The 18691-nt window shown below is 71.0% G+C and carries 16 protein-coding genes; 6 read left to right on the forward strand and 10 right to left on the reverse strand.

Annotation, left to right across the window (positions count from 1 at the left end):
* The first annotated feature begins 61 nt into the window (after positions 1–61).
* The 3 genes from QC385_RS28570 to QC385_RS28580 all read left to right on the forward strand — a co-directional run bounded on the left by QC385_RS28570 (position 62) and on the right by QC385_RS28580 (position 3074).
* Entirely contained in the window at positions 62–1180 is a 1119-nt protein-coding gene (locus QC385_RS28570; RefSeq protein WP_279544263.1) for an AI-2E family transporter, read from the forward strand.
* 138 nt (positions 1181–1318) lie between these two features.
* Entirely contained in the window at positions 1319–2041 is a 723-nt protein-coding gene (locus QC385_RS28575; RefSeq protein ID WP_279544265.1) for a DUF4389 domain-containing protein, read from the forward strand.
* 112 nt (positions 2042–2153) lie between these two features.
* Positions 2154–3074, forward strand: a complete 921-nt coding sequence (locus tag QC385_RS28580; protein WP_279544266.1) for a DUF5829 family protein — start codon at positions 2154–2156, stop codon at positions 3072–3074.
* Positions 3075–3093: 19 nt separating this feature from the next.
* Here the strand turns inward: QC385_RS28580 and QC385_RS28585 are convergent, their stop codons facing one another.
* The 3 genes from QC385_RS28585 to QC385_RS28595 form a co-directional block, all read right to left on the reverse strand.
* On the reverse strand, positions 3094–3855 hold the full coding sequence (locus tag QC385_RS28585) for an SDR family oxidoreductase (protein WP_279544267.1): 762 nt from the start codon (positions 3853–3855) through the stop codon (positions 3094–3096).
* Between the two features lie 88 nt (positions 3856–3943).
* On the reverse strand, positions 3944–4327 hold the full coding sequence (locus QC385_RS28590; protein WP_279544268.1) for a VOC family protein: 384 nt from the start codon (positions 4325–4327) through the stop codon (positions 3944–3946).
* Between the two features lie 163 nt (positions 4328–4490).
* Positions 4491–5531 carry an NAD(P)-dependent alcohol dehydrogenase gene (locus tag QC385_RS28595; RefSeq protein WP_279544269.1) on the reverse strand — a complete coding sequence of 347 codons (1041 nt, stop codon included), beginning with the start codon at positions 5529–5531 and terminating at the stop codon, positions 4491–4493.
* Between the two features lie 179 nt (positions 5532–5710).
* On the opposite strand from QC385_RS28595, the gene QC385_RS28600 reads away from it, so the two are divergent.
* Positions 5711–6631, forward strand: a complete 921-nt coding sequence (locus tag QC385_RS28600; protein WP_279544270.1) for a helix-turn-helix transcriptional regulator — start codon at positions 5711–5713, stop codon at positions 6629–6631.
* An 87-nt stretch (positions 6632–6718) separates the two neighbouring features.
* On the opposite strand, the gene QC385_RS28605 is transcribed toward QC385_RS28600, so the two are convergent.
* The 3 genes from QC385_RS28605 to QC385_RS28615 all read right to left on the reverse strand — a co-directional run bounded on the left by QC385_RS28605 (position 6719) and on the right by QC385_RS28615 (position 12215).
* A complete protein-coding gene (locus QC385_RS28605; protein ID WP_279544285.1) occupies positions 6719–10033 on the reverse strand; it encodes a S8 family peptidase in 3315 nt (1104 codons plus the stop codon).
* Between the two features lie 314 nt (positions 10034–10347).
* Positions 10348–11613: a L,D-transpeptidase gene (locus QC385_RS28610; protein ID WP_443033019.1), complete on the reverse strand. Its 1266-nt coding sequence runs from the start codon at positions 11611–11613 to the stop codon at positions 10348–10350.
* A gap of 269 nt (positions 11614–11882) precedes the next feature.
* The gene (locus tag QC385_RS28615; RefSeq protein ID WP_167537431.1) at positions 11883–12215 is read right to left on the reverse strand and encodes a hypothetical protein; all 333 of its coding nucleotides are present in this window, start codon (positions 12213–12215) and stop codon (positions 11883–11885) included.
* Between the two features lie 130 nt (positions 12216–12345).
* Here QC385_RS28615 and QC385_RS28620 point away from each other — a divergent pair, with 130 nt between their 5' ends.
* Positions 12346–12645 carry an LPXTG cell wall anchor domain-containing protein gene (locus tag QC385_RS28620; protein WP_150482724.1) on the forward strand — a complete coding sequence of 100 codons (300 nt, stop codon included), beginning with the start codon at positions 12346–12348 and terminating at the stop codon, positions 12643–12645.
* A gap of 66 nt (positions 12646–12711) precedes the next feature.
* Here QC385_RS28620 and hutH read toward each other — a convergent pair whose 3' ends face one another.
* From hutH to QC385_RS28635, 3 genes are all read right to left on the reverse strand, one after another.
* Complete coding sequence (gene hutH / locus QC385_RS28625) at positions 12712–14250, reverse strand: histidine ammonia-lyase (protein ID WP_279544286.1); 1539 nt, start codon at positions 14248–14250, stop codon at positions 12712–12714.
* 97 nt (positions 14251–14347) lie between these two features.
* A complete protein-coding gene (locus QC385_RS28630; protein ID WP_279544272.1) occupies positions 14348–15499 on the reverse strand; it encodes a GGDEF domain-containing protein in 1152 nt (383 codons plus the stop codon).
* A 97-nt stretch (positions 15500–15596) separates the two neighbouring features.
* Positions 15597–16397 carry an enoyl-CoA hydratase/isomerase family protein gene (locus QC385_RS28635; RefSeq protein WP_279544273.1) on the reverse strand — a complete coding sequence of 267 codons (801 nt, stop codon included), beginning with the start codon at positions 16395–16397 and terminating at the stop codon, positions 15597–15599.
* A gap of 215 nt (positions 16398–16612) precedes the next feature.
* Between QC385_RS28635 and QC385_RS28640 the strand changes: the two genes are divergently transcribed.
* Positions 16613–17320, forward strand: coding sequence for a hypothetical protein (locus QC385_RS28640; protein ID WP_279544274.1), 708 nt, complete (start codon positions 16613–16615; stop codon positions 17318–17320).
* A 34-nt stretch (positions 17321–17354) separates the two neighbouring features.
* On the opposite strand, the gene QC385_RS28645 is transcribed toward QC385_RS28640, so the two are convergent.
* On the reverse strand, positions 17355–18458 hold the full coding sequence (locus QC385_RS28645; RefSeq protein WP_279544275.1) for an adenylate/guanylate cyclase domain-containing protein: 1104 nt from the start codon (positions 18456–18458) through the stop codon (positions 17355–17357).
* Between the last annotated feature and the right edge of the window lie 233 nt (positions 18459–18691).

Raw genomic sequence — 18691 nt, forward strand, 5'->3', positions numbered from 1 at the left:
GACACGAGTGAACAGCGGCACCACTGGAACCCATGGGGCGCGCTGGCAATAGGGTGCCTCCGTGACTGCGCCCTTGAGTTCCACGAAGACCCGTGACGCGCTCCGGATATCGGCCCGAGTGTCCGCAGAGTTGCTGCTGGTGCTGGTGATGCTGGCAGTGGCCCTGTGGCTGCTTGGTCGTATGTGGTCGGTTGTCTGGCCGCTCGTCGTCGGATTGCTGCTGACCACGCTGACCTGGCCCGCGGCCCGTGTCCTGCGTCGCCGCGGGTGGCCTCCCGCGCTCGCCGCGTCGGTCGTGACCGTGCTGTTCCTGCTGGTCTCCGCGGGTGTCGTGGCGTTGATCGCCGTGCCCGTGGCGTCCCAGTCCGGTCAGCTGACCGACGGCGTGGTCGAGGGCATCCAGAAGATGCGCGAGTGGGCCGCCGGGCCACCGCTGAACATCGGTGACGCCCAGATCAACAAGGCCTTCGACACCGCGGTCGCCCGCGCCCAGGAGGGTCTCGGCAGCATGGTCGGCGCTGTCGTCACAGGCGTGAGCACCGTGGTGAACGGCCTGGTCACCGCCGTTCTCGCCCTCTTCCTGATGTTCTTCTTCCTCAAGGACGGCCCGCGCTTCCTGCCGTGGCTCTCCCGTCAGCTGCCCGGTCGGCTCGCCGCCGACGTCCCGACCGTGTTCGAGCGCGGCTGGAACACGCTGGGCGCCTTCGTGCGCTCCCAGGCGGCCGTCGGCCTGCTGGACGCCGTCCTGATCGGCCTGGGCCTGTGGATCCTCGGCGTACCGCTGGTGCTCCCGCTGGCGGTGCTGACCTTCGTGTCGGCGTTCGTGCCGATCATCGGCGCCCTGTTCGCGGGTTTCGTCGCGGTCCTCATCGCGCTCGTCTCCAACGGTCTGACGGACGCGCTGATCGTGCTGGCCATCATCGTCGTGGTGCAGCAGCTCGAGGGCAATGTGTTCCAGCCCATGATCCAGAGCCGGGGGCTCGGCCTGCACGCGGCCGTGGTGCTGCTGGCGGTGACGCTGGGCGGCAGCCTGGCCGGCATCGTGGGCAGTCTGCTGGCCGTCCCGGTCGCCGCGCTGATCGCGGTGGTCTGGAACTACGTGCGCGAACAGCTCACCGACCCGCCTCAGGAACCGGACGGCACCGACGAAGCGGACAGCGCCGCCCCCGTAGCGTCGTAACGGGCCCGGACGCGCGAACGGTCGCGGACGTCCGGGCGGCCCCGGACGCCCGGACTGCCCCGGACGCGCGAACGGCCCCGCCCAGGTCGCGGGGCTCCTTCTCGCTTGCGAGCCTGCAAGCGAAGGGAGTTCCGCCCCATGATTCCTGTCACCGCGTCGCCCGTACGTCTGGAGGCGTCCCTCGACGCCCGGTTGTCCCGCTGGCTGTGGCTGGTGAAGTGGCTGCTCGCCATCCCGCACTACATCGTGCTGTGCTTCCTCTGGATCGCGTTCGTCCTCGTCAGCTTCGTCGCGTTCTTCGCCATCCTCTTCACCGCCCGGTACCCCCGTGCCCTCTTCGACTTCAACGTCGGCGTGCTGCGGTGGAACTGGCGGGTCACCTACTACGCCCACACCGCGCTCGGCACCGACCGGTACCCGCCGTTCACCCTGTCCGACGTGCCCGATTATCCGGCCCGCTTCGACGTCGCCCACCCCGAGCGGCTCTCGCGCGGACTGGTGCTGGTGAAGTGGTGGCTGCTGGCGATCCCGCAGTACATCGTCGTCGCGATGTTCGTGGGCGGTGGCTGGGGGTGGGGCTGGGGCGACGGGGACGGCGACGGCTGGCGGGGCAGCGGACTGATGCCGTTCCTCTCGCTGGTCGCGGTGGTCGTCCTGCTGTTCACCGCCCGCTATCCGCGGCACCTGTTCGACTTCCTGATCGGCCTCGCCCGCTGGTGCGCCCGGGTGACCGCGTACGCCGCGCTGATGACCGACCGGTACCCCCCGTTCCGCCTCGACATGGGCGGACAGGAGCCCCCTGGCCAGGAGTCCCCCGCCCAGGAGCCCCCCGCCCAGGGGCCACTCACCAAGAGCCCCTGACCAAGAGCCAGGGGTCCCCGACCAGGAGCTCCCGACAAAGGCCGCGATCCCCAGCGGAAGCGCTTCCTCCCGCTCTACGCTCCTGCGCATGACGGTCAGACGAGCATTACAGATGATCATGGTCATCGCCCTGGCCCTCGCGGGGGCGGTCCAGGGCGGGGTGAGCTCCGCGCAGGCCGAGGACGGCGGGCGGCAGCTCCTCTTCTACAACCACGCCTACGGCGTGCTCGACCGGGAGACCGCGGACGCCATCGAGCACTCCGCCTTCCTGAGGGACTTCGCCAACTTCCAGGTCCGCACCACGACCGGTGCCGGCGGGCAGACCTGGACCGGCCGCTATCTGATGGGCCGCGAGACGTACATCGAGCTGTTCGGGACCGGTGACCTCCCCGGCAAGGACGGCACCCTCGGCTCCACCGGCATGGGCGTCTCGACCGAGAGGGAGGGCGACCTGGCGAAGGTCGTCACGCGGCTGCGCGAACTGGGGATCAGCGACCCCGTCGAGTTCCGGCAGACCCGGGACTTCGGCGACGGCGTCCCGGTGCCCTGGTTCGACGCCGTCTTCACCACCGACCAGTACGACCTCTTCGGCACCTGGGGCATGGAGTACCGGCCGGAGTACTTCGCCGACCCGCGCGGCAACACCGAGCCCGCCGCGCACCCCGGTGACGTGGGCCGGGAGCGCTACCTGTCCGACGGCTACCGCGACCACCTGATGCGGGACGTGACCGGCATCCGGCTCGCGGTGACCGCCCGGGACCTCGCCAACACGGTGCCGCTGCTGAAGGCCGGCGGGTACACCGTACGGTCCCTGCCCGGCGGGGGCGCCCTCGCGCAGGGCGGCGGCACCACCCTGCGGTTCGACGCCGTGCCGCTCGACCAGGTGGGTCTGCGGCAGGTCGAGATGTCGCTGAACAGGCCGGTGTCCTACCGGCACGAGGAGCGGATCGGCCACTCGGCCCTCGTCGTCGGCCCGGGGTCCCGTGCCGTGTGGACCTTCGGCGACCAGGACCGGCCGAGCCGCTCCGGGTGACGCAGTGCTCCCGCAGGAACTAGCCGAGCCTCTCCCGTAGAAACTCCTCCCAGGTCCGCTTCCCCGCCTCCGCCCCCTCCAGCGTCAGGTTCGCCCCCGCCCGGTACGCCCGCCCCGCCTTCCCGGGGATCCGCACCGGCAGCATCGGGCGGCGCCGGCCGCGCAGGCGGAGGTAGGGGCGGGCCAGGGACGCGAGGTCGTGGACGTCCGGTCCCGTCATGTCCGCGACGAGGCCGGACGGAGCGCCGAGGGTCAGTTCCGCGAGACGGGCGGCGACCTCCCGCGAGTCCACCGGCTGGAGCCGGAGGCCACCGGGCACCGGGAAGACCGGCAGCTTCGCCATCTTCTCGACCATGGTCAGCGCCAGATCGTGGAACTGGGCCGCGCGCAGCGTCGTCCAGGGGATGCCGGAATCGGAGACGGCCCGCTCCGACTCCAGCTTCGTCCGCATCCAGGCCAGGGGGACCCGGTCCGCGCCGATGACCGAGATGTAGAGAAAGTGCCGTACGCCGGCCCGGGACGCGGCGCGCACCAGGGTGCGGGTGGCCTCGTCGTCACCCTTGGGGCCGCCCGCCAGGTGCAGCACGGTCGCCACGCCGTCGACGGCGGCCTCGACGCCCTCGCCCTCCAGCAGGTCGCCGGTGACGTACTCGACGCCGTCCGTGGCGGGACGGGCCTGCCGGGTGAGGACCCGCACGTCGTGGCCGGACGCGCGCAGCAGCGGCAGGACGTGGCCGCCCAGAGTGCCCGTGCCGCCAGTGACCAGGATCGGTGATGTCATGACTGCTCCCAGCTCTTCGCCTTCTGATGTCGCCTTCGCCGGTATGACGCGGGGCGACGCGAAGATGTGACGAGCCGGGGGCGAGGGCTCAGCCGCCGCTGCCGTACGGCCGCGTGATGATCTCCAGACGGTGGCCGTCGGGGTCGTCGAAATACGCGCCGCGGCCGCCGTCGTTGTGGTTGATCTCGCCGGGACGGCTGTGGAACGGATCCGCCCAGTACCTCAGACCGGCCTCCTGGATCCGGGCGAAGATCTGGTCGAACTCGTCCTCCGAGACGAGGAAGGCGTAGTGCTGCGACGTGATGGCGCCGGGGCTGTCCATGTAGTCGAGCGTCACGCCGTTGGAGATCTCGACAGGGAGGAACGGGCCGTAGGGCGGACTCACGTCCAGCCCCAGGATGTCGGCGAGGAACCGGGCCGAGACGCGCTTGTCGCGCGCGGCGACGATGGTGTGGTTCAGCTGCACGGTCATGGCGGGCCTCCCCTGAGGTACCTGGCGAACCCCCTGGTGCACTCCCCCACGGGTACCCCGCGGGCACCTCCTCGTGCATGACGAACGCCCTGAGGGCCCCGGCGCGCTGCCGTGGCCCTCGGGGCGGGTGTGAAGCCGTCGGTCTCGGCGAAAGCCGTCGGTGTCAGATGGTGGCGGTGTCGATCACGAACCGGTAGCGCACGTCGCTGGCGACCACCCGGTCGTACGCCTCGTTGATCTGGTCACCGCGGATCAGCTCGATCTCGGCACCGAGGCCGTGCTCGGCGCAGAAGTCCAGCATCTCCTGGGTCTCCGCGATGCCGCCGATCATGGAGCCGGCGAGGGTCTTGCCGCCGCCGATCACCGAGAAGAGGTTGAGGGCGATGGGCTCCTCGGGGGCGCCGACGTTGGCCAGCGTGCCCTCGGTCTTCAGCAGCGAGAGGTAGGCGTTGAAGTCCAGCGGCGCCGAGACCGTGGAGACGATCAGGTCGAAGGTGCCGGCCAGCTCCTCGAAGGTCTTCGGGTCGCTGGTGGCGTAGTAGTGGTCCGCGCCCAGCTTCAGGCCGTCCTCCCGCTTGCGCAGGGACTGCGACAGCACGGTCACCTCGGCGCCCAGCGCGTGCGCGATCTTCACACCCATGTGGCCGAGGCCGCCCAGGCCGACGATCGCGACCTTCTTGCCGGGACCGGCGCCGAAGCGCTTGAGCGGGGAGTAGAGCGTGATGCCGGCGCACAGCAGCGGCGCGGCGACGTCGAGGGAGAGACGGTCGGGGATGCGGACGGTGAAGTTCTCGTCGACGACGACCTTCTGCGAGTAGCCGCCGTAGGTGGGCTCGCCGTCCTTGCCTATGCCGTTGTACGTCGGGATGTTGCCCTTGACGCAGTACTGCTCGCGTCCGGCCTTGCAGTTCTCGCACTCGCGGCAGGAGTCGACCATGCAGCCGACGCCCACGCGGTCGCCGACGGCGAACTTCGTGACGCCCGGGCCGACCTCGGAGACGACACCGGCGATCTCGTGGCCGGGGACCATCGGGAAGATGCCCTCACCCCAGCCCTCCTGGGCCTGGTGGATGTCGGAGTGGCAGATTCCGGCGAACTTGATGTCGATCAGGACGTCGTACTCGCCGACCTCGCGGCGCTCGATGGTGGTGCGCTCCAGCGGAGCCTTGGGCGCGGGGACGGCGTACGCAGCAACAGTGGTCATGCCGGGGGTTCTCCTAGCAGGGTTCCGTGCCCGGCTGCCTTCTGATGTTCCGACCGGGCACGATCACCACCGTGCCAGACCCGCGAGGGTCTACCCAGACCACGGTTTTGCGTACGCACAGCGTGCGTACCACTGGCGGGGTCAGGCTCGTGTGCGTACGACCGTGAATACTGGAGGGCATGGACGAACAGCCCGAACCCGTACAGGAGCCCGCACCTGAGACCGGCGGGGGCCTGGACCGGCGTGCCGAGCTCAGTGAGTTCCTGCGCACCCGGCGCGCCCGGCTGAAGCCGGAGGACGTGGGGCTGCCCGACTTCGGACGGCGTCGGGTTCCGGGGCTGCGTCGTGAGGAGCTGGCACAGCTGGCCGGGGTGTCCGTGGCGTACTACACACGGCTGGAGCAGGGCAACGGGCGCAACGTCTCGGCGGAGGTGCTGGACGCGATCGCGCGCGCCCTGCGGCTGACCGGAGCCGAGCACGCCCACCTGACGCACCTGGCCAAGCCGAAGCAGCACAAGAAGAAGCAGACGGCGCGGGCCCAGCAGGTACGGCCGGCGCTGCGGCATCTGCTGGGCTCGATCGACACCGTCCCGGCGTACGTCGTCGGGCGCCGCTCGGACATCCTGGCCTGGAACCGGATGGCCGCTGCCCTCTTCGGCGACTGGGCGGAGCTGCCGGCGCCGGAGCGGAACTGGGCGCGGCTGGTGTTCCTCAGGCCCGACTACCGCGAGCTGTTCGTCGAGTGGGACCAGAAGGCCTCCGACATCGTCGGCTATCTGCGCCTGGACGCGGGCTGCCATCCGGACGACCCGAAGCTGTCCGCCCTGGTGGGCGAGCTCTCCGTGAAGAGCGAGGAGTTCCGCCGGCTGTGGGCCGCGCACGACGTCAAGGAGAAGAGCTACGGCGTCAAGCGGATGCGGCACCCGCTCGTCGGCGACCTGGCCCTGTCCTTCGAGACGTTCCGCCTGGTCGACGAGCCCGAGCAGTCCCTGATCACGTACCACGCGGAACCGGGCTCGCCGTCGGCGGAGGCGCTGCGGCTGCTGGCGAGCTGGGGCGCGGACGCGACCCGGGCGGGGACCGGTACACCGGCTCAGTGAACGGGAACGGCCCGCCGGAAGCCGAGGCTTCCGACGGGCCGCTCACTGACAAGCGCTACAGCTCACCCTGCGGCGCAGGGCGGTGGCTCACTTGCCGTAGTACGCGTTGTAGATCGAGATCGTCGACTTGTTGCCCTTCCTGTCGGCGATCTTGGCGTGGAAGGAGATGGCCTTCCCCTTCGCCGGGTTCTTGAAGCTGACCTTGCCCTTCTTGACGGTGAGCTTCTTCCAGGTCTTGCCGTAGTCGTACGACACGTACACCGACAGCGACTTCAGGTTGCTGCCCTTGGCCGCGCCCTCGACGGTGACCGGGATGCTGACCGTCTTGCCCGCCGGGACCTTGCTGTCCAGGCCCGTGGCCGCGTTGAAGCGGGCCGTGGAGGCGGGCAGCTGCTTGAGGTCGGTGGTCTTCTTGGAGCGGAACGTCCAGCTCGCGTCGATGCGGGTGGAGGCCGCCGCGACCTTGACGCTGCGCTTGACCGACGTCGTCAGCTTGTACTCGGCGTCGCCCGCCGGGACCTTGAACTGCTTCTCGCCGAACAGCGGGTCGTCGTTGCTGCCGACCTTCTTGCCGTTGCGGTACAGCGTCGTGTCGACCGCGGAGAAGGTCGAGTAACCCACGTTGCGCTTGCCGTCCGCGAACAGCGGCAGGGAGCCGAAGAGCTGGTCGCCCTCACGGAAGATGCCGAAGTCGCCGTCGAGGCGCGGTCCGAAGACGGCCGTGTTGACGGTCTCCGAGTAGGTCTTGCCGGCGGCGTACTTCTGCGTGCCCAGCGAGTAGGCGGCCTCGTCGACCGGGAAGCCCTCCTCGTCCACACCGCCGTACTGGTTGAAGTCGAGCCCCCACTGCACGCCGCCCGTGGTGGACAGGTGCAGCGTCCGCGTGCCGGGCAGGGACTGCTCGATGCCGATCGAGGAGGCGCCGCTGCTCCCCGGCAGCCAGCCCACGGCGCTGATCGCGCCCTTCTTGCCCTTCGCCGCGGCGCCGAGGCCCGCCTTCACCGTGGCGAGCTCGCTCGCCTTGTAGTGCTTGGTGTAGCCGGTGGCGAGCTGCTTGACCTTGCCGCCGCCGGTGACGTCGTACTGCTCCTTGGCACCCTTGGACCAGTGGCCGTCCCACTGCTGGGTCACCGAACCGTCGGTGATCTGCGGGCCGACGTGCGCGGTGCGGATGTCGGCGAAGGAGTCGAGCATCCAGCCGAAGCCGTAGCTGGAGTCCTTCGTCTCCACCGTGTAGTCGGAGTAGGCGAACTCCGACTTGACGGCCTTGTCCGGCACGGTGATGTTCACCGGCTTGGCCTTGCGGGCGTCCAGCGTGACCGTCGTCTTCTTGGTGACGTTCAGCTTGGGCTGGGCCAGCCAGTCGGCGCCCTGGAACTTCTCCGGGTCGTCGCCCACGAAGACGTTCGTGTTGAGGACGTAACCGCCCTTGGGCACACGGGTGGTGACGGTGCCGTCCTCGTCGTACGGCATGAAGAACTTGCCCTCGCCCAGGCCCGAGACGGCGGCCAGGTCGGCGCTGTAGTTCTTGGTGGGCTTGCCGTCACGGCCGACGAACTTCAGCGTGACGTCGTACGACTCGACCTCGCGCTGCACGGCGGCGGCCGTGCGGACGGTCTGACCGCCGCCCGTCGCCGTCACGTACGACGCGTAGGCGCCGTCGACCGTGCCGCCCAGCTTGGTGTTCACGGTGAACGGGACGGTGGCCTTGCCGCCGGCCGGGACGGTCACCGAGGTGGCGCCGAGCTTGAAGAAGCCGGCCGGGGCGGCCTGGCCCTTCGGGTTGGTGGCGGTCGACGTCAGCTTCAGCGTGACGGGCTTGGTACCGAGGTTGCGGTACGTCAGTTCCTTGGTGACCGGCTTGTCGTCGGTGTGCGGCCACTGCTGGACGCCGAAGCTCACCGAGGACGGGTTGGCGATCACGGACTGCTTGATGGCCTTGTCGACCTGGATACGGCCCGAACCCTGCTGGAACGGCGTGTACTTGCCGCCCTTCGTGGAGCCGGTGAGGGCGCCCTTCAGCTCGGGGTACTTCCACTCCGGGTGCTGCTGCTTCAGCAGCGCCGCGGCGCCCGCGACGTGCGGGGTGGCCATCGACGTACCGGAGATCGTCATATAGCCGGCCGGCTTCTCGCCGACCTCGGCGGCTATCTGGTTGCCGGGGGCGGAGGCCGCGGTGATGTCCACGCCGGGCGCGGTCACGTCGGGCTTGAGGGCGCCGTCCATGCCGGGGCCACGGCTGGAGAAGTCGGCCAGCACGTCCTTGTCGTCGACGGCGCCGACGGTCAGGGCCGCGGCGGCGCTGCCCGGGGAGCCGATGGTCTGCTCGCCGAAGTCGCCCTCGTTGCCGGCCGCGATGGCGAACAGGATGCCCTTCTCCTCGGACAGCTTGTTCACCGCCGCTTCCAGCGGGTCGATCGCGGGCGTGTCGCCGCCGCCCAGGCTCATGTTGACGACGTCGGCGCCCTCGGCGGCGGCCCACTCGATGCCGGCGAGGACCTCGGAGTCGCTGCCGAATCCGCCGTCGTCGAGCACCTTGCCGTTGATGATCTTCGCGCCGGGGGCGACGCCCTTGTACTTGCCGCCGGACTTCGCGCCGGTACCGGCCGCGATGGAGGCGACGTGCGTGCCGTGGCCGACCTTGTCGCTCGTGTCGGGCGAGGTGGTGAAGTTCTTGGCGCCGATCACCTGGCCCTTGAGGTCGGGGTGGGTGGCGTCCACACCGGTGTCCAGGACGGCGATCTTCACGCCCTTGCCGTCGTAGCCGGCCGCCCATGCCTTGGGGGCGCCGATCTGCGGGACGGACTTGTCGAGGCTGGCCTTGCGGACGCCGTCGAGCCAGACGTGCGCGATGCCGGAGGCGGTCTTGTCGCCGTTGGTGACCGCGTCCCACAGCTCGGGCGCGTCCTCCTTCGGCGTCTGCACCGCGTCCGCGTTCACGGTCTTCAGGGAGTGGCTCAGCCGGCCCGCGTCGCGCACGTCGGCCTTGGTGGCCGCGGCGCTGCCCTGATAGCCGACGATGACCTTCAGGCCCCTCTTCTGGGCCTTGCGCGTCGCGGACTTGTTGAGCTCGGTGACGTCGAAGAGCCGCTGGTCGAGCTTGCCGGTGGCGACCAGGCGGGCCGCGTCGGCCGGGATCACCAGCGTGTGGCCGTCGAGCTTGCGGATCTGGACGGGAATGTCCTCGCGTCCCTTGGCCCGCTCCAGGCCGACGACACGGCCCTTGGCGTCCAGGACGACCCGGTCACCCGTGATCAGTGTGATGCGGTGCTTGGCGGTGACCGACGCCTGCTTGGCGGCTGCGGTCGTCTGCTCGCCGTTCGCCGACGCCGGGCTGGTCATACCCGCCGCCAGGGCCACGGCTGCTGCTGTGGCGACCGTGGCCGCGCACGCCCTTTTCACTTGTCTGCGCAAGTTTCCCCCTTGCAGAAGTACCGGGCGAATTCCCCGTTCACCCGGCCGGGGGTGGTCTCGTACGCATGGGCGTACACCCCCCGGAATACGCAGTATGCCGACGGGTGATCAGGCACTCAATAGTTGAGAGAGAGGTAAGAGATCCGTGGGCCGGCTGTTACACGGCTGCCGGAACTCCGTTACAGGGCATGACGATTGCGCACGCGTGTTCTCCTTGACACCAGCGCCGGGGGAACAAACGGAAGCCGCCGCTCGCCCCGAACCGGGACAGAGCGGCGGCTCTCTCGTGAGCTACGGAGTCGTCAGACCGCCGAACCGGCCTTCCAGTCGGCCCAGTTCATGTTCCAGCCGTTGAGCCCGTTGTCCGGCGCGATGGTCTTGTCGCCGGTGTTCTCGACGACGACCACGTCACCGAGGATCGAGTTGTTGAAGAACCAGGCGCCCGGCGTGTTCGGGTCGTCCGCGCCCTTGGCGTCCTGGAGACCGACGCAGCCGTGGCTCGTGTTCGCGTTGCCGAAGATGGACTTCGCGCCCCAGTAGTTGCCGTGGATGAAGGTGCCGGAGCTGGACAAGCGGATGGCGTGCGGCACGTCCTTGATGTCGTACTCGCCCTTGCCGTCGTCGTCCGTGAAGCCCACGGTCGCGCCGTTCATGCGCGTCTCCTTGAACTTCTCGGACATCACCATGACGCCCTCGTAGGTCTTGTTCTCCGGCGAGCCGGCGGAGATCGGGATCGTCCGGACGACCTTGCCGTCCTGCGTGATCTTCATCTGCTTGGTCTTCGCGTCGACGTACGAGACCTGGTTGCGGCCGACCTTGAACGTGACCGTCTTCTGCTGGACGCCGTAGACGCCCTCGGCACCCTGGACACCGTCGAGCGCGAGCTTCAGCGTGACGGTGGAGCCTTCCTTCCAGTAGTCCTCGGGGCGGCAGTCCATGCGGTTGGCGTTGAACCAGTGGCAGGCGACCTCCTGGCCGCTGGTCGTGCTGACCTTGACGCCCTTCTGGACGTCGGCCTTGTTGGTGATCGCCTTGTCGAAGTTGATCGAGACCGGCATGCCGACGCCCACGGTCTGGCCGTCGTCCGGAGTGAAGTTGCCGATGAAGCTGTTGGCCGGGGAGACCGTGGTGAACGAGGCGTTCTCGTGGGCGACGCGGCCCTCGGAGTCCTTCGCCTCCGCCGCCAGCTTGTAGGTGGTGGAGCGCTCCAGCTGTGTGCTGGGCTTCCAGCTGGTCTTGTCGGCGGATATCTCGCCGCTGACCTCCGCGCCGTCGGACGTCGTCATCTTGACGCTCGTGAGCGTGCCCTTGCTCACGGTGACGGCGGCGGAGTTGTTGATGGAGGCGTTGTCGGAGCCGTCCTCGGGCGTGATCTTGATCTGGGCCTCGGACGCCTTCTTGGCTGCGGCCTCGTCGACCTTCGACTGGGAGCTGTCGCCGCCGTCGCCCCCGGAGGCGCTGTCATCGCCGCCGGAACAGGCCGAGAGCATCAGCACTCCGCCGAGCAGTGCGGACGCGACCGTCAGGCCCTTGCGCCGCTTACTGACCGTCATCACACGCTTCTCCATCGTTGCCGATTTCCCCAAAACCCCGAGCGTCCCCGTCAAAGTCCCAAGTGCCCCCGTCAGGACTCGCGAGTCCTCGTCGAGAACTTTCAACGCTACGACCGGATCGTCCGGTTCCCCATGTCGCGCACGTGTGGGGATCACCACGTCCCCGCCGTCCCCGCCGTCCGCGGCGAACGGGCGCGGACGGTGCGATGAGGCCGGTGCTCCGCTTGAGACGCGAAGACCCCGGACGACGGTTGCCGTCCGGGGTCACTATTTTCCCAAGCGCCTCAGCTGTCACTGTCGTCGTCGACATCATCCTCGTCGAGGTCCCACTCCGGCGAATCGGGGTCGTAGTCGATCCGCTCGCTGCTCCACGAGGCCTGCTGGAGCTCCACCCCCGGCACCTGGCTGACCAGGTCGAATGGATCCACGAGGTAGGCGAGGGCCTCGGCAGTGTCTTCCGTCACAGCGCCCTCGGCGTGGGCCCGCTCCGCCGCCGGCATCCCACCGTCGTCGGCGATCCGGCGCAGCGCGGCCTTGGTGATCCCGTCCGCGTCCTCGACCTCGAGAACGAGTTCTACTCGAAGCCGGACAAAACGTGATGTCTCTGGAGTGCTCATGGCGCGAGCGTACGTCGAAGACCTCCCGTGACTTTCCCGTGACCCGCGACTTTCACTAACATCGCCCCACACGGCCAATTCGCCAGCGCCACAAGGGGATCGATATTCCGTGTCATCCGCTCGCCGTCCGTTGCTGACCGCCACTGCCGCGGCGTCCCTGCTGGGCGCCCTGTGGTTCGTCCCGTCCGCCAACGCGACGTCGGACTCCCCGGTGAGAGACGCGGTCGCGGCAAGCCCGTCGCCGCAGGTCGCGGAGCAGGCGCGGGTCGCGGCCACGACCGCGGGCGACTCCGTCACCGGCACCGGCGCCCGCCTCGCCGACACGGGCAGCTTCGACAGCACGCCGTACGTCCTCGGCGGCACGCTCTTCCTCACGCTGGGCGCGGGCTTCGTCGCGTACTCGGTGCGCCGGGAACGGCTCGGCTTCTGACGCCGCGCGGCCGGGGCCCTGCCGCGCGGCGGGTCCCGGCCGGCCTTCCCCTGACCGGAGCGCCGTCTACAGAAGCGGGCCGGTGACCGTCTCCACCGCGGCCAGCAGCCGCCCGTCGCGCACGAACGCGTCCGCCGCGGCCAGGTCGGGAGCCAGGAACCGGTCCGGTCCCGGACCCTGGACTCCCGCTTCCCGCAGGGCGTCGATGACCGCCCGCGTCGCGGGCGCCGGGGTCAGCCCCTCGCGCAGCTCGACCGCGCGCGTGGCGGCGTACAGCTCGACGGCCAGGACCCGGGTGAGGTTGTCGACGGCCGTGCGCAGCTTGCGCGCCGCCGACCAGCCCATCGAGACGTGGTCCTCCTGCATGGCGGAGGACGGGATCGAGTCGGCGGACGCCGGTACGGCGAGCCGCTTCAGCTCGCTCACCAGCGCGGCCTGGGTGTACTGAGCGATCATCAGGCCCGAGTCCACACCGGCGTCGTCGGCGAGGAACGGCGGCAGGCCGTGACTGCGGTTCTTGTCGAGCAGCCGGTCGGTGCGCCGCTCGGCGATGGAGCCGAGGTCGGCGACGGCGACGGCGAGGAAGTCCAGGACGTAGGCCACGGGCGCCCCGTGGAAGTTGCCGTTGGACTCCACACGCCCGTCGGGCAGCACCACCGGGTTGTCCACCGCGGAGGCCAGCTCGCGGTCGGCGACCAGCCGGGCGTGCGCCATGGTGTCCCGCCCGGCACCGGCGACCTGCGGGGCGCAGCGCACCGAGTAGGCGTCCTGGACGCGCGGCGCGTCGTCCTGGTGATGGCCGGTCAGCCCCGAACCCTTCAGCACGGCCGCCATGTTGGCGGCACTGGCGGCCTGCCCCGGGTGCGGCCGGATGGCGTGCAGCTCGGGGGCGAGGACCCTGTCGGTGCCGAGCAGGGCCTCCAGCGACAGGGCGGCCGTGACGTCGGCGGACCGGTAGAGCATCTCCAGGTCGGCCAGGGCCATGATCAGCATCCCGAGCATGCCGTCGGTGCCGTTGAGGAGGGCGAGGCCTTCCTTCTCGCGCAGCTCGACCGGCTGGATGCCGTGCGCGGCGAGGAGTTCGGCGGCCGGGCGTACGGCACCGTCGGGACCCTCGGCGTCCCCCTCCCCCATGAGCGCGAGCGCGCAGTGGGACAGCGGGGCGAGGTCGCCGGAGCAACCGAGGGAGCCGTACTCGTGCACGACCGGGGTGATACCGGCGTTCAGGAGGTCGGCCATGGTCTGCGCGACTTCGGGCCGTACGCCGGTGTGCCCGGAGCAGACGGTCTTCAGCCGCAGGAACATCAGGGCGCGTACGACGTCCCGCTCCACCCTCGGCCCCATGCCGGCGGCGTGCGAGCGGACGATGTTGCGCTGGAGCTGTGCGCGCAGCTCCGGGCTGATGTGCCGGGTCGCCAGGGCACCGAAGCCGGTGCTCACGCCGTACACGGGGTCGGGCTTGGCCGCCAGCGCGTCCACGATCTCGCGGGCCGCGGCGAGGGCGGCCACCGCCTCCCCGGAGAGCTGGACGCGGGCACCGCCGCGCGCCACGGCGAGCACGTCGGACGCGGTCACCCCGGACGTCCCCACCACCACAGTGTGCATATCCATATTCAGGAGCGTACGCAGTGAATTCGACGATGTCACCACTGGGGACCCGGTTCACCCCTTACCGATACGTCACACGCCCGGCCTGGTGCCTCTACGGCGCGTGCCGCCCCCGGAACCGCCGGCGCTCACCGTCGGCCTCCTTCGACGGCTCGTCCGCGAGCCGTATGACGGGATCGTCGGGCCCGGCCCGCCCGGCGACGACCGGCCGCGTGGCACGCTCGGCCTTCGCCCGGTACTGGGCGGCGTCGGCGAGCCGGAACAGCCGCCGGGCCGAGGGCACGGGCCCGATCGGGTCCTCGGTGGAGGCGACCCCGCAGGCCACACCGTCCCCGAGCTCCAACTCCGCCGCCCGGCGGCACAGTTCACCGGCCGCCTTCACGACCTGGTCGGCGGGCGGCCCGACCGCGAGCAGACAGAACTCGTCCCCGCCGAGCCGTGCCGCCAGAGCCCCGGGCAGCATGGCCCCGCACAGCGACAGCACGGAGCCGAACCGCTCCAGGAGCCGGTCGCCGGCGGCGTGCCCGTGGGTGTCGTTGACCCGCTTGAGCCCGTTCAGATCGCAGACGACGAGGCTGACGACGGCTCCGTCCCTGCGGTGCCGCTCGATCGCCCGCTCCAGGCGTACGTCCACGGCACGGCGGTTGGCCAGCCCCGTCAGCGCGTCGGTGAACGCCAGGCGCCGGGCCTCCTCCAGCCGCTCGGCCTGGGCGATACCGGCGGCGACGACGGCGGCCAGCACGGTGGCGAAGTCGGCGTCGGCCCGCTCGAAGACGGGCTCCCCGGCCGGCCGGGCGACGTACAGCTCCCCCCAGGCCCGGCCGTGCAGCACGAGGGGCGCGACCACGCAGCAGCCGCGGCCACGGCGGCGCAGGGCGGCGACGCGCTGATGGCAGTACCCGGGACGCCGCCCGGCGGCGGGCCCCTCGGCGGTCTCCACCCAGGCGTCCGGCTCCCCGCCACCGGCCCACTGCTCGTGCAGGAACTCCGTGATCTCCGCGAACTGGTGCACCGGATAGGACTCGTCCTCCGGGAACTCCTCCTCCCCCTCGGCCAGCTCACCGACGTTCACGAGGACCTTCAGCCGTCCGAGCTCCCGCTCCCACACCGACAGCGCGGCAAAGCTCCCGCCCAGCGCCCGGCACGCCCCGACGGCCGCCGCGCGCCACGCCTCACGCGACCCGTGCGCGGCCGCCATCCCCTGAGCCAACGCGACGACAGCCACGAGCCGTCTGTCCTCACCCATCACCCCAGGCTAGGCAGTTTCCAGCCATTTGGTTCTGTTGACGGCGCGAACGGGGAGACCCGGCTGCGGGCGCTCGTGCCTCCCCAGTGCCTTCAGCTCACTCCCCAGGCCACTCCGGCCGCCGCTTCTCGTTGAACGCGGCCACCCCCTCCGCCCGATCCCCCGAGAACGCCACGGCCCGCCAGGCCGCGTCCTCCACCTCGAGCCCGGCCCGCAGATCCAGCCCCTGCCCCAGCCGCAACGCCCGCTTCGCCGCCCGCAACCCCACCGGCGAATTCCCGGCGATCCGAGCGGCCAGCGCCAACGCCGACTCCCGGTCCCGCCCCTCCTCCACCACCTGATCGACGAGTCCCAACTCCCCCGCCTCGACGGCCTCCACCCGCCGCGCCGAGAAGATCAGCTCAGCCGCCCGCGCGGCCCCCACCCGCCGCGGCAGCAACTGCGTACCCCCACCTCCGGGAATCACCCCCACCGACACCTCCGGCAACCCCACCACCGCCGTCCGGTCCGCCACGATCACGTCACACGCCAGCGCCAGCTCGAACCCCCCGCCCAGCGCGAACCCGTGCACCGCCGCCACCGTCGGCACCGGCAGCTCCAGCACTCCGGTGTACGCCCCCCGCGCCACCGGCCGCTGCCGCACCAGCTCCGCATCGCTGAGCGAATTGCGCTCCTTCAGGTCGGCCCCGACACAGAACGCCCGCTCATGCGTCGAGGTCAGCACGACCACCCGTACGTCCCGGTCCTTCCCCAGCGCCGCACACGCCCCGGCGATGGAGCGCGCCATCTCCGTCGACACCGCGTTCATGGCCTTGGGCCGGTCGAGGACGAGCTCCGCGACGTGCCCCTGCTCGTGCCGCCGCACCAGCACGAACTCCCCGAACCGTTCCTCACTCATGACACCCTCCGGTTAACGTGTGTTAACAACATCGCCGCTCCGATCATCGCAGCCCCGCCCCACCCGCGAAAGAGCGGACGCGTCCGCTTCCCGCACCACCACCCCGCCCACCCGTTCGAGTGACATCACCCCAACTCCGGCCCGATCGCCCATGGCAGCGCATAGCGTGCATCCGCCGCGGCGCACTGGGGGCGCGTGCGTACCGGGGAGGAACCATGACGACGAGGAACACGCCGGCGAATCCGCAGCGGGGCGCCGGAGCACCGGCACCCCGCCGGCCGGAACCGGCCATGCCCTGTCAGCCGGGCGCCCCCTACGAACCGGCCCCGGCGGAAACCGATCCCTTCTCTTCCCGCGCCCGGGGCCGGCACCGCAAACCACGCCCCCGCAAGGCCCTGCTCGCCGCCGGCGGCCTCGCCCTGGCAGCCGGCGCCCTGAGCCTCGTGCGCCTGACCTCCGGCCCCGGCACCGACAGCGTCGGCAGCGTCGAGGCCGAGCCCCGCCCGGACCCGGTCACGACCGGCACGAACGAGGCCACCCACACCGCCGCCACCGGTCCCGCCGCCCCGGAGGCGAGCCCCTCGTCGCCCACCGCCCTGGGCGGCCTGCCCGCGTCGCCGGGCACCCGCGGCCCGGCCGCCGCCTCGCGCACCCCGTCCTCCACCTACACGGCCACGTCCGCCGACACCCGGGGGGCACACACGACCGCGGCTCCCCGGCCCGCGGCCGTCCCCGACACGACGAACCCCCCGGCCCCGTCGGCCAGGGACAACGACAAGGCCCCGCGCCCGGCCCGGACCCCGCCCTCACCGCCGAACCGGACCGCGCCCAGCCCGGCCCCCGAGCCCGAGAAGCAGAAGGAACCGGAGGACCCGCGCCTGTGCGTGCCGGTCATCGGCCTGTGCGTGGACGCACCTGGCTGAGAGCCCGGCCGGAAAGCCCCGGCCGTCGTCCCCGTCAGCCGTCGTTCCGCCGCGTGAGCAGCCATGGCTCCACGACGCCCAGCCCACGCACCGGCCGCTGCCACATCGGCTGAAGCCCGAACCGGTACACCGGGGGCTCCTCGCCCTCCTTCTCCGCCGCCGCGGCCTCCTCGGCCGCCTCCGCCTCCGAGGTTGGGGCGTCCTGCGTGCGGATCAGCTCCTCGGCGAAGGCGGTGTCGACGAGCACGGCGTCCTTCGGAGCTATCGAGGTGAGCCGGGAGGCCAGGTTCACGGTCGTACCGAAGACATCACCCATACGGGTGGTCACCGTGCCGAACGCCATGCCGACGCGCAGTTCCGGCATCGTCTCGTCGTGCGCCATGGTCTCGATCAGGCGCAGGGCGATCTCGGCGGCCGTGCCCGCGTCGTCGGCCGCGTAGAGCACCTCGTCGCCGAGGGTCTTGATCAGCCGGCCGCCGTTCGCGGCGACCAGGTCGGCGGCGGTGGTCTCGAAGGCCTCGACCAGCTCGCCGAGCTCCTCCTCCTCCATCCGGCGCGTCAGCCGCGTGAACCCGACCAGGTCGGCGAAGCCGACCGCGAGCCGCCGGTCCACCATCTCCTCGTCGTCCGCGGCCTGCACGACCCGTCCGGCCGAGGCGGCGAGCTGCCGCCGCCAGACGTAGACCAGGAACTCCTCCAGCTCGGGCAGGAGCAGCTCGACGATCGGGTACGTCACCTCGGTGCGCGTCATGCCCGGCTCGGGCGGCTCGGTCAGCCCCTCCAGGAAGGAGTCGATCTGCCATTCGGCGAGCCGCGCGGTGGTCTGGCCGGTGGACCGGGCCACCTGCACGGCCATCGCCTCGCTCAGCAGCCCCGCCTCGACGAGACCGGCGAGGCGCCGCAGCGCCAGTACGTCCGCCTCGGTGAGCGCTTTGGCCTGCCCGATGTCGGCGAAACCCATCGCCCGCCAGAAGCGGGAGGCCAGTTCCATGGAGACGCCGGCGCTGCGGGCCGCCTGGAACGGGGTATAGCGGCGCTCGGCGCCCAGGATGAGCCCTTCGAGGCGCAGGGCGAGCGGATCCTCGCCGGAGTCGGCGCCCTGCGCGTCCTCGCCGGAACCCGAGTCGTCGACGGTCACGCGTGCTGCCCTTCCGATCTGTCACGGTCATGTATCGACCGGCCTCAACTCTACGGCAGGTGTGCGCCAGCTCACTCCGTTAGGTTCAGCCGGGGGGTGAGGTGAGGCACCCGGCGTGTCCGAGGCACCCGGCGTGCACCCGGCGTGTCCGAGGCACCCGGCGTTGCCCCACCGTCCCCAGGGGGGCTCCGCCCCCGGGACCCCCGATCGGCCTGAACGGCCTCGGGCCCCCT

Source organism: Streptomyces sp. DH10 (assembly GCF_029813805.1).
Taxonomy (GTDB): domain Bacteria; phylum Actinomycetota; class Actinomycetes; order Streptomycetales; family Streptomycetaceae; genus Streptomyces; species Streptomyces coeruleofuscus.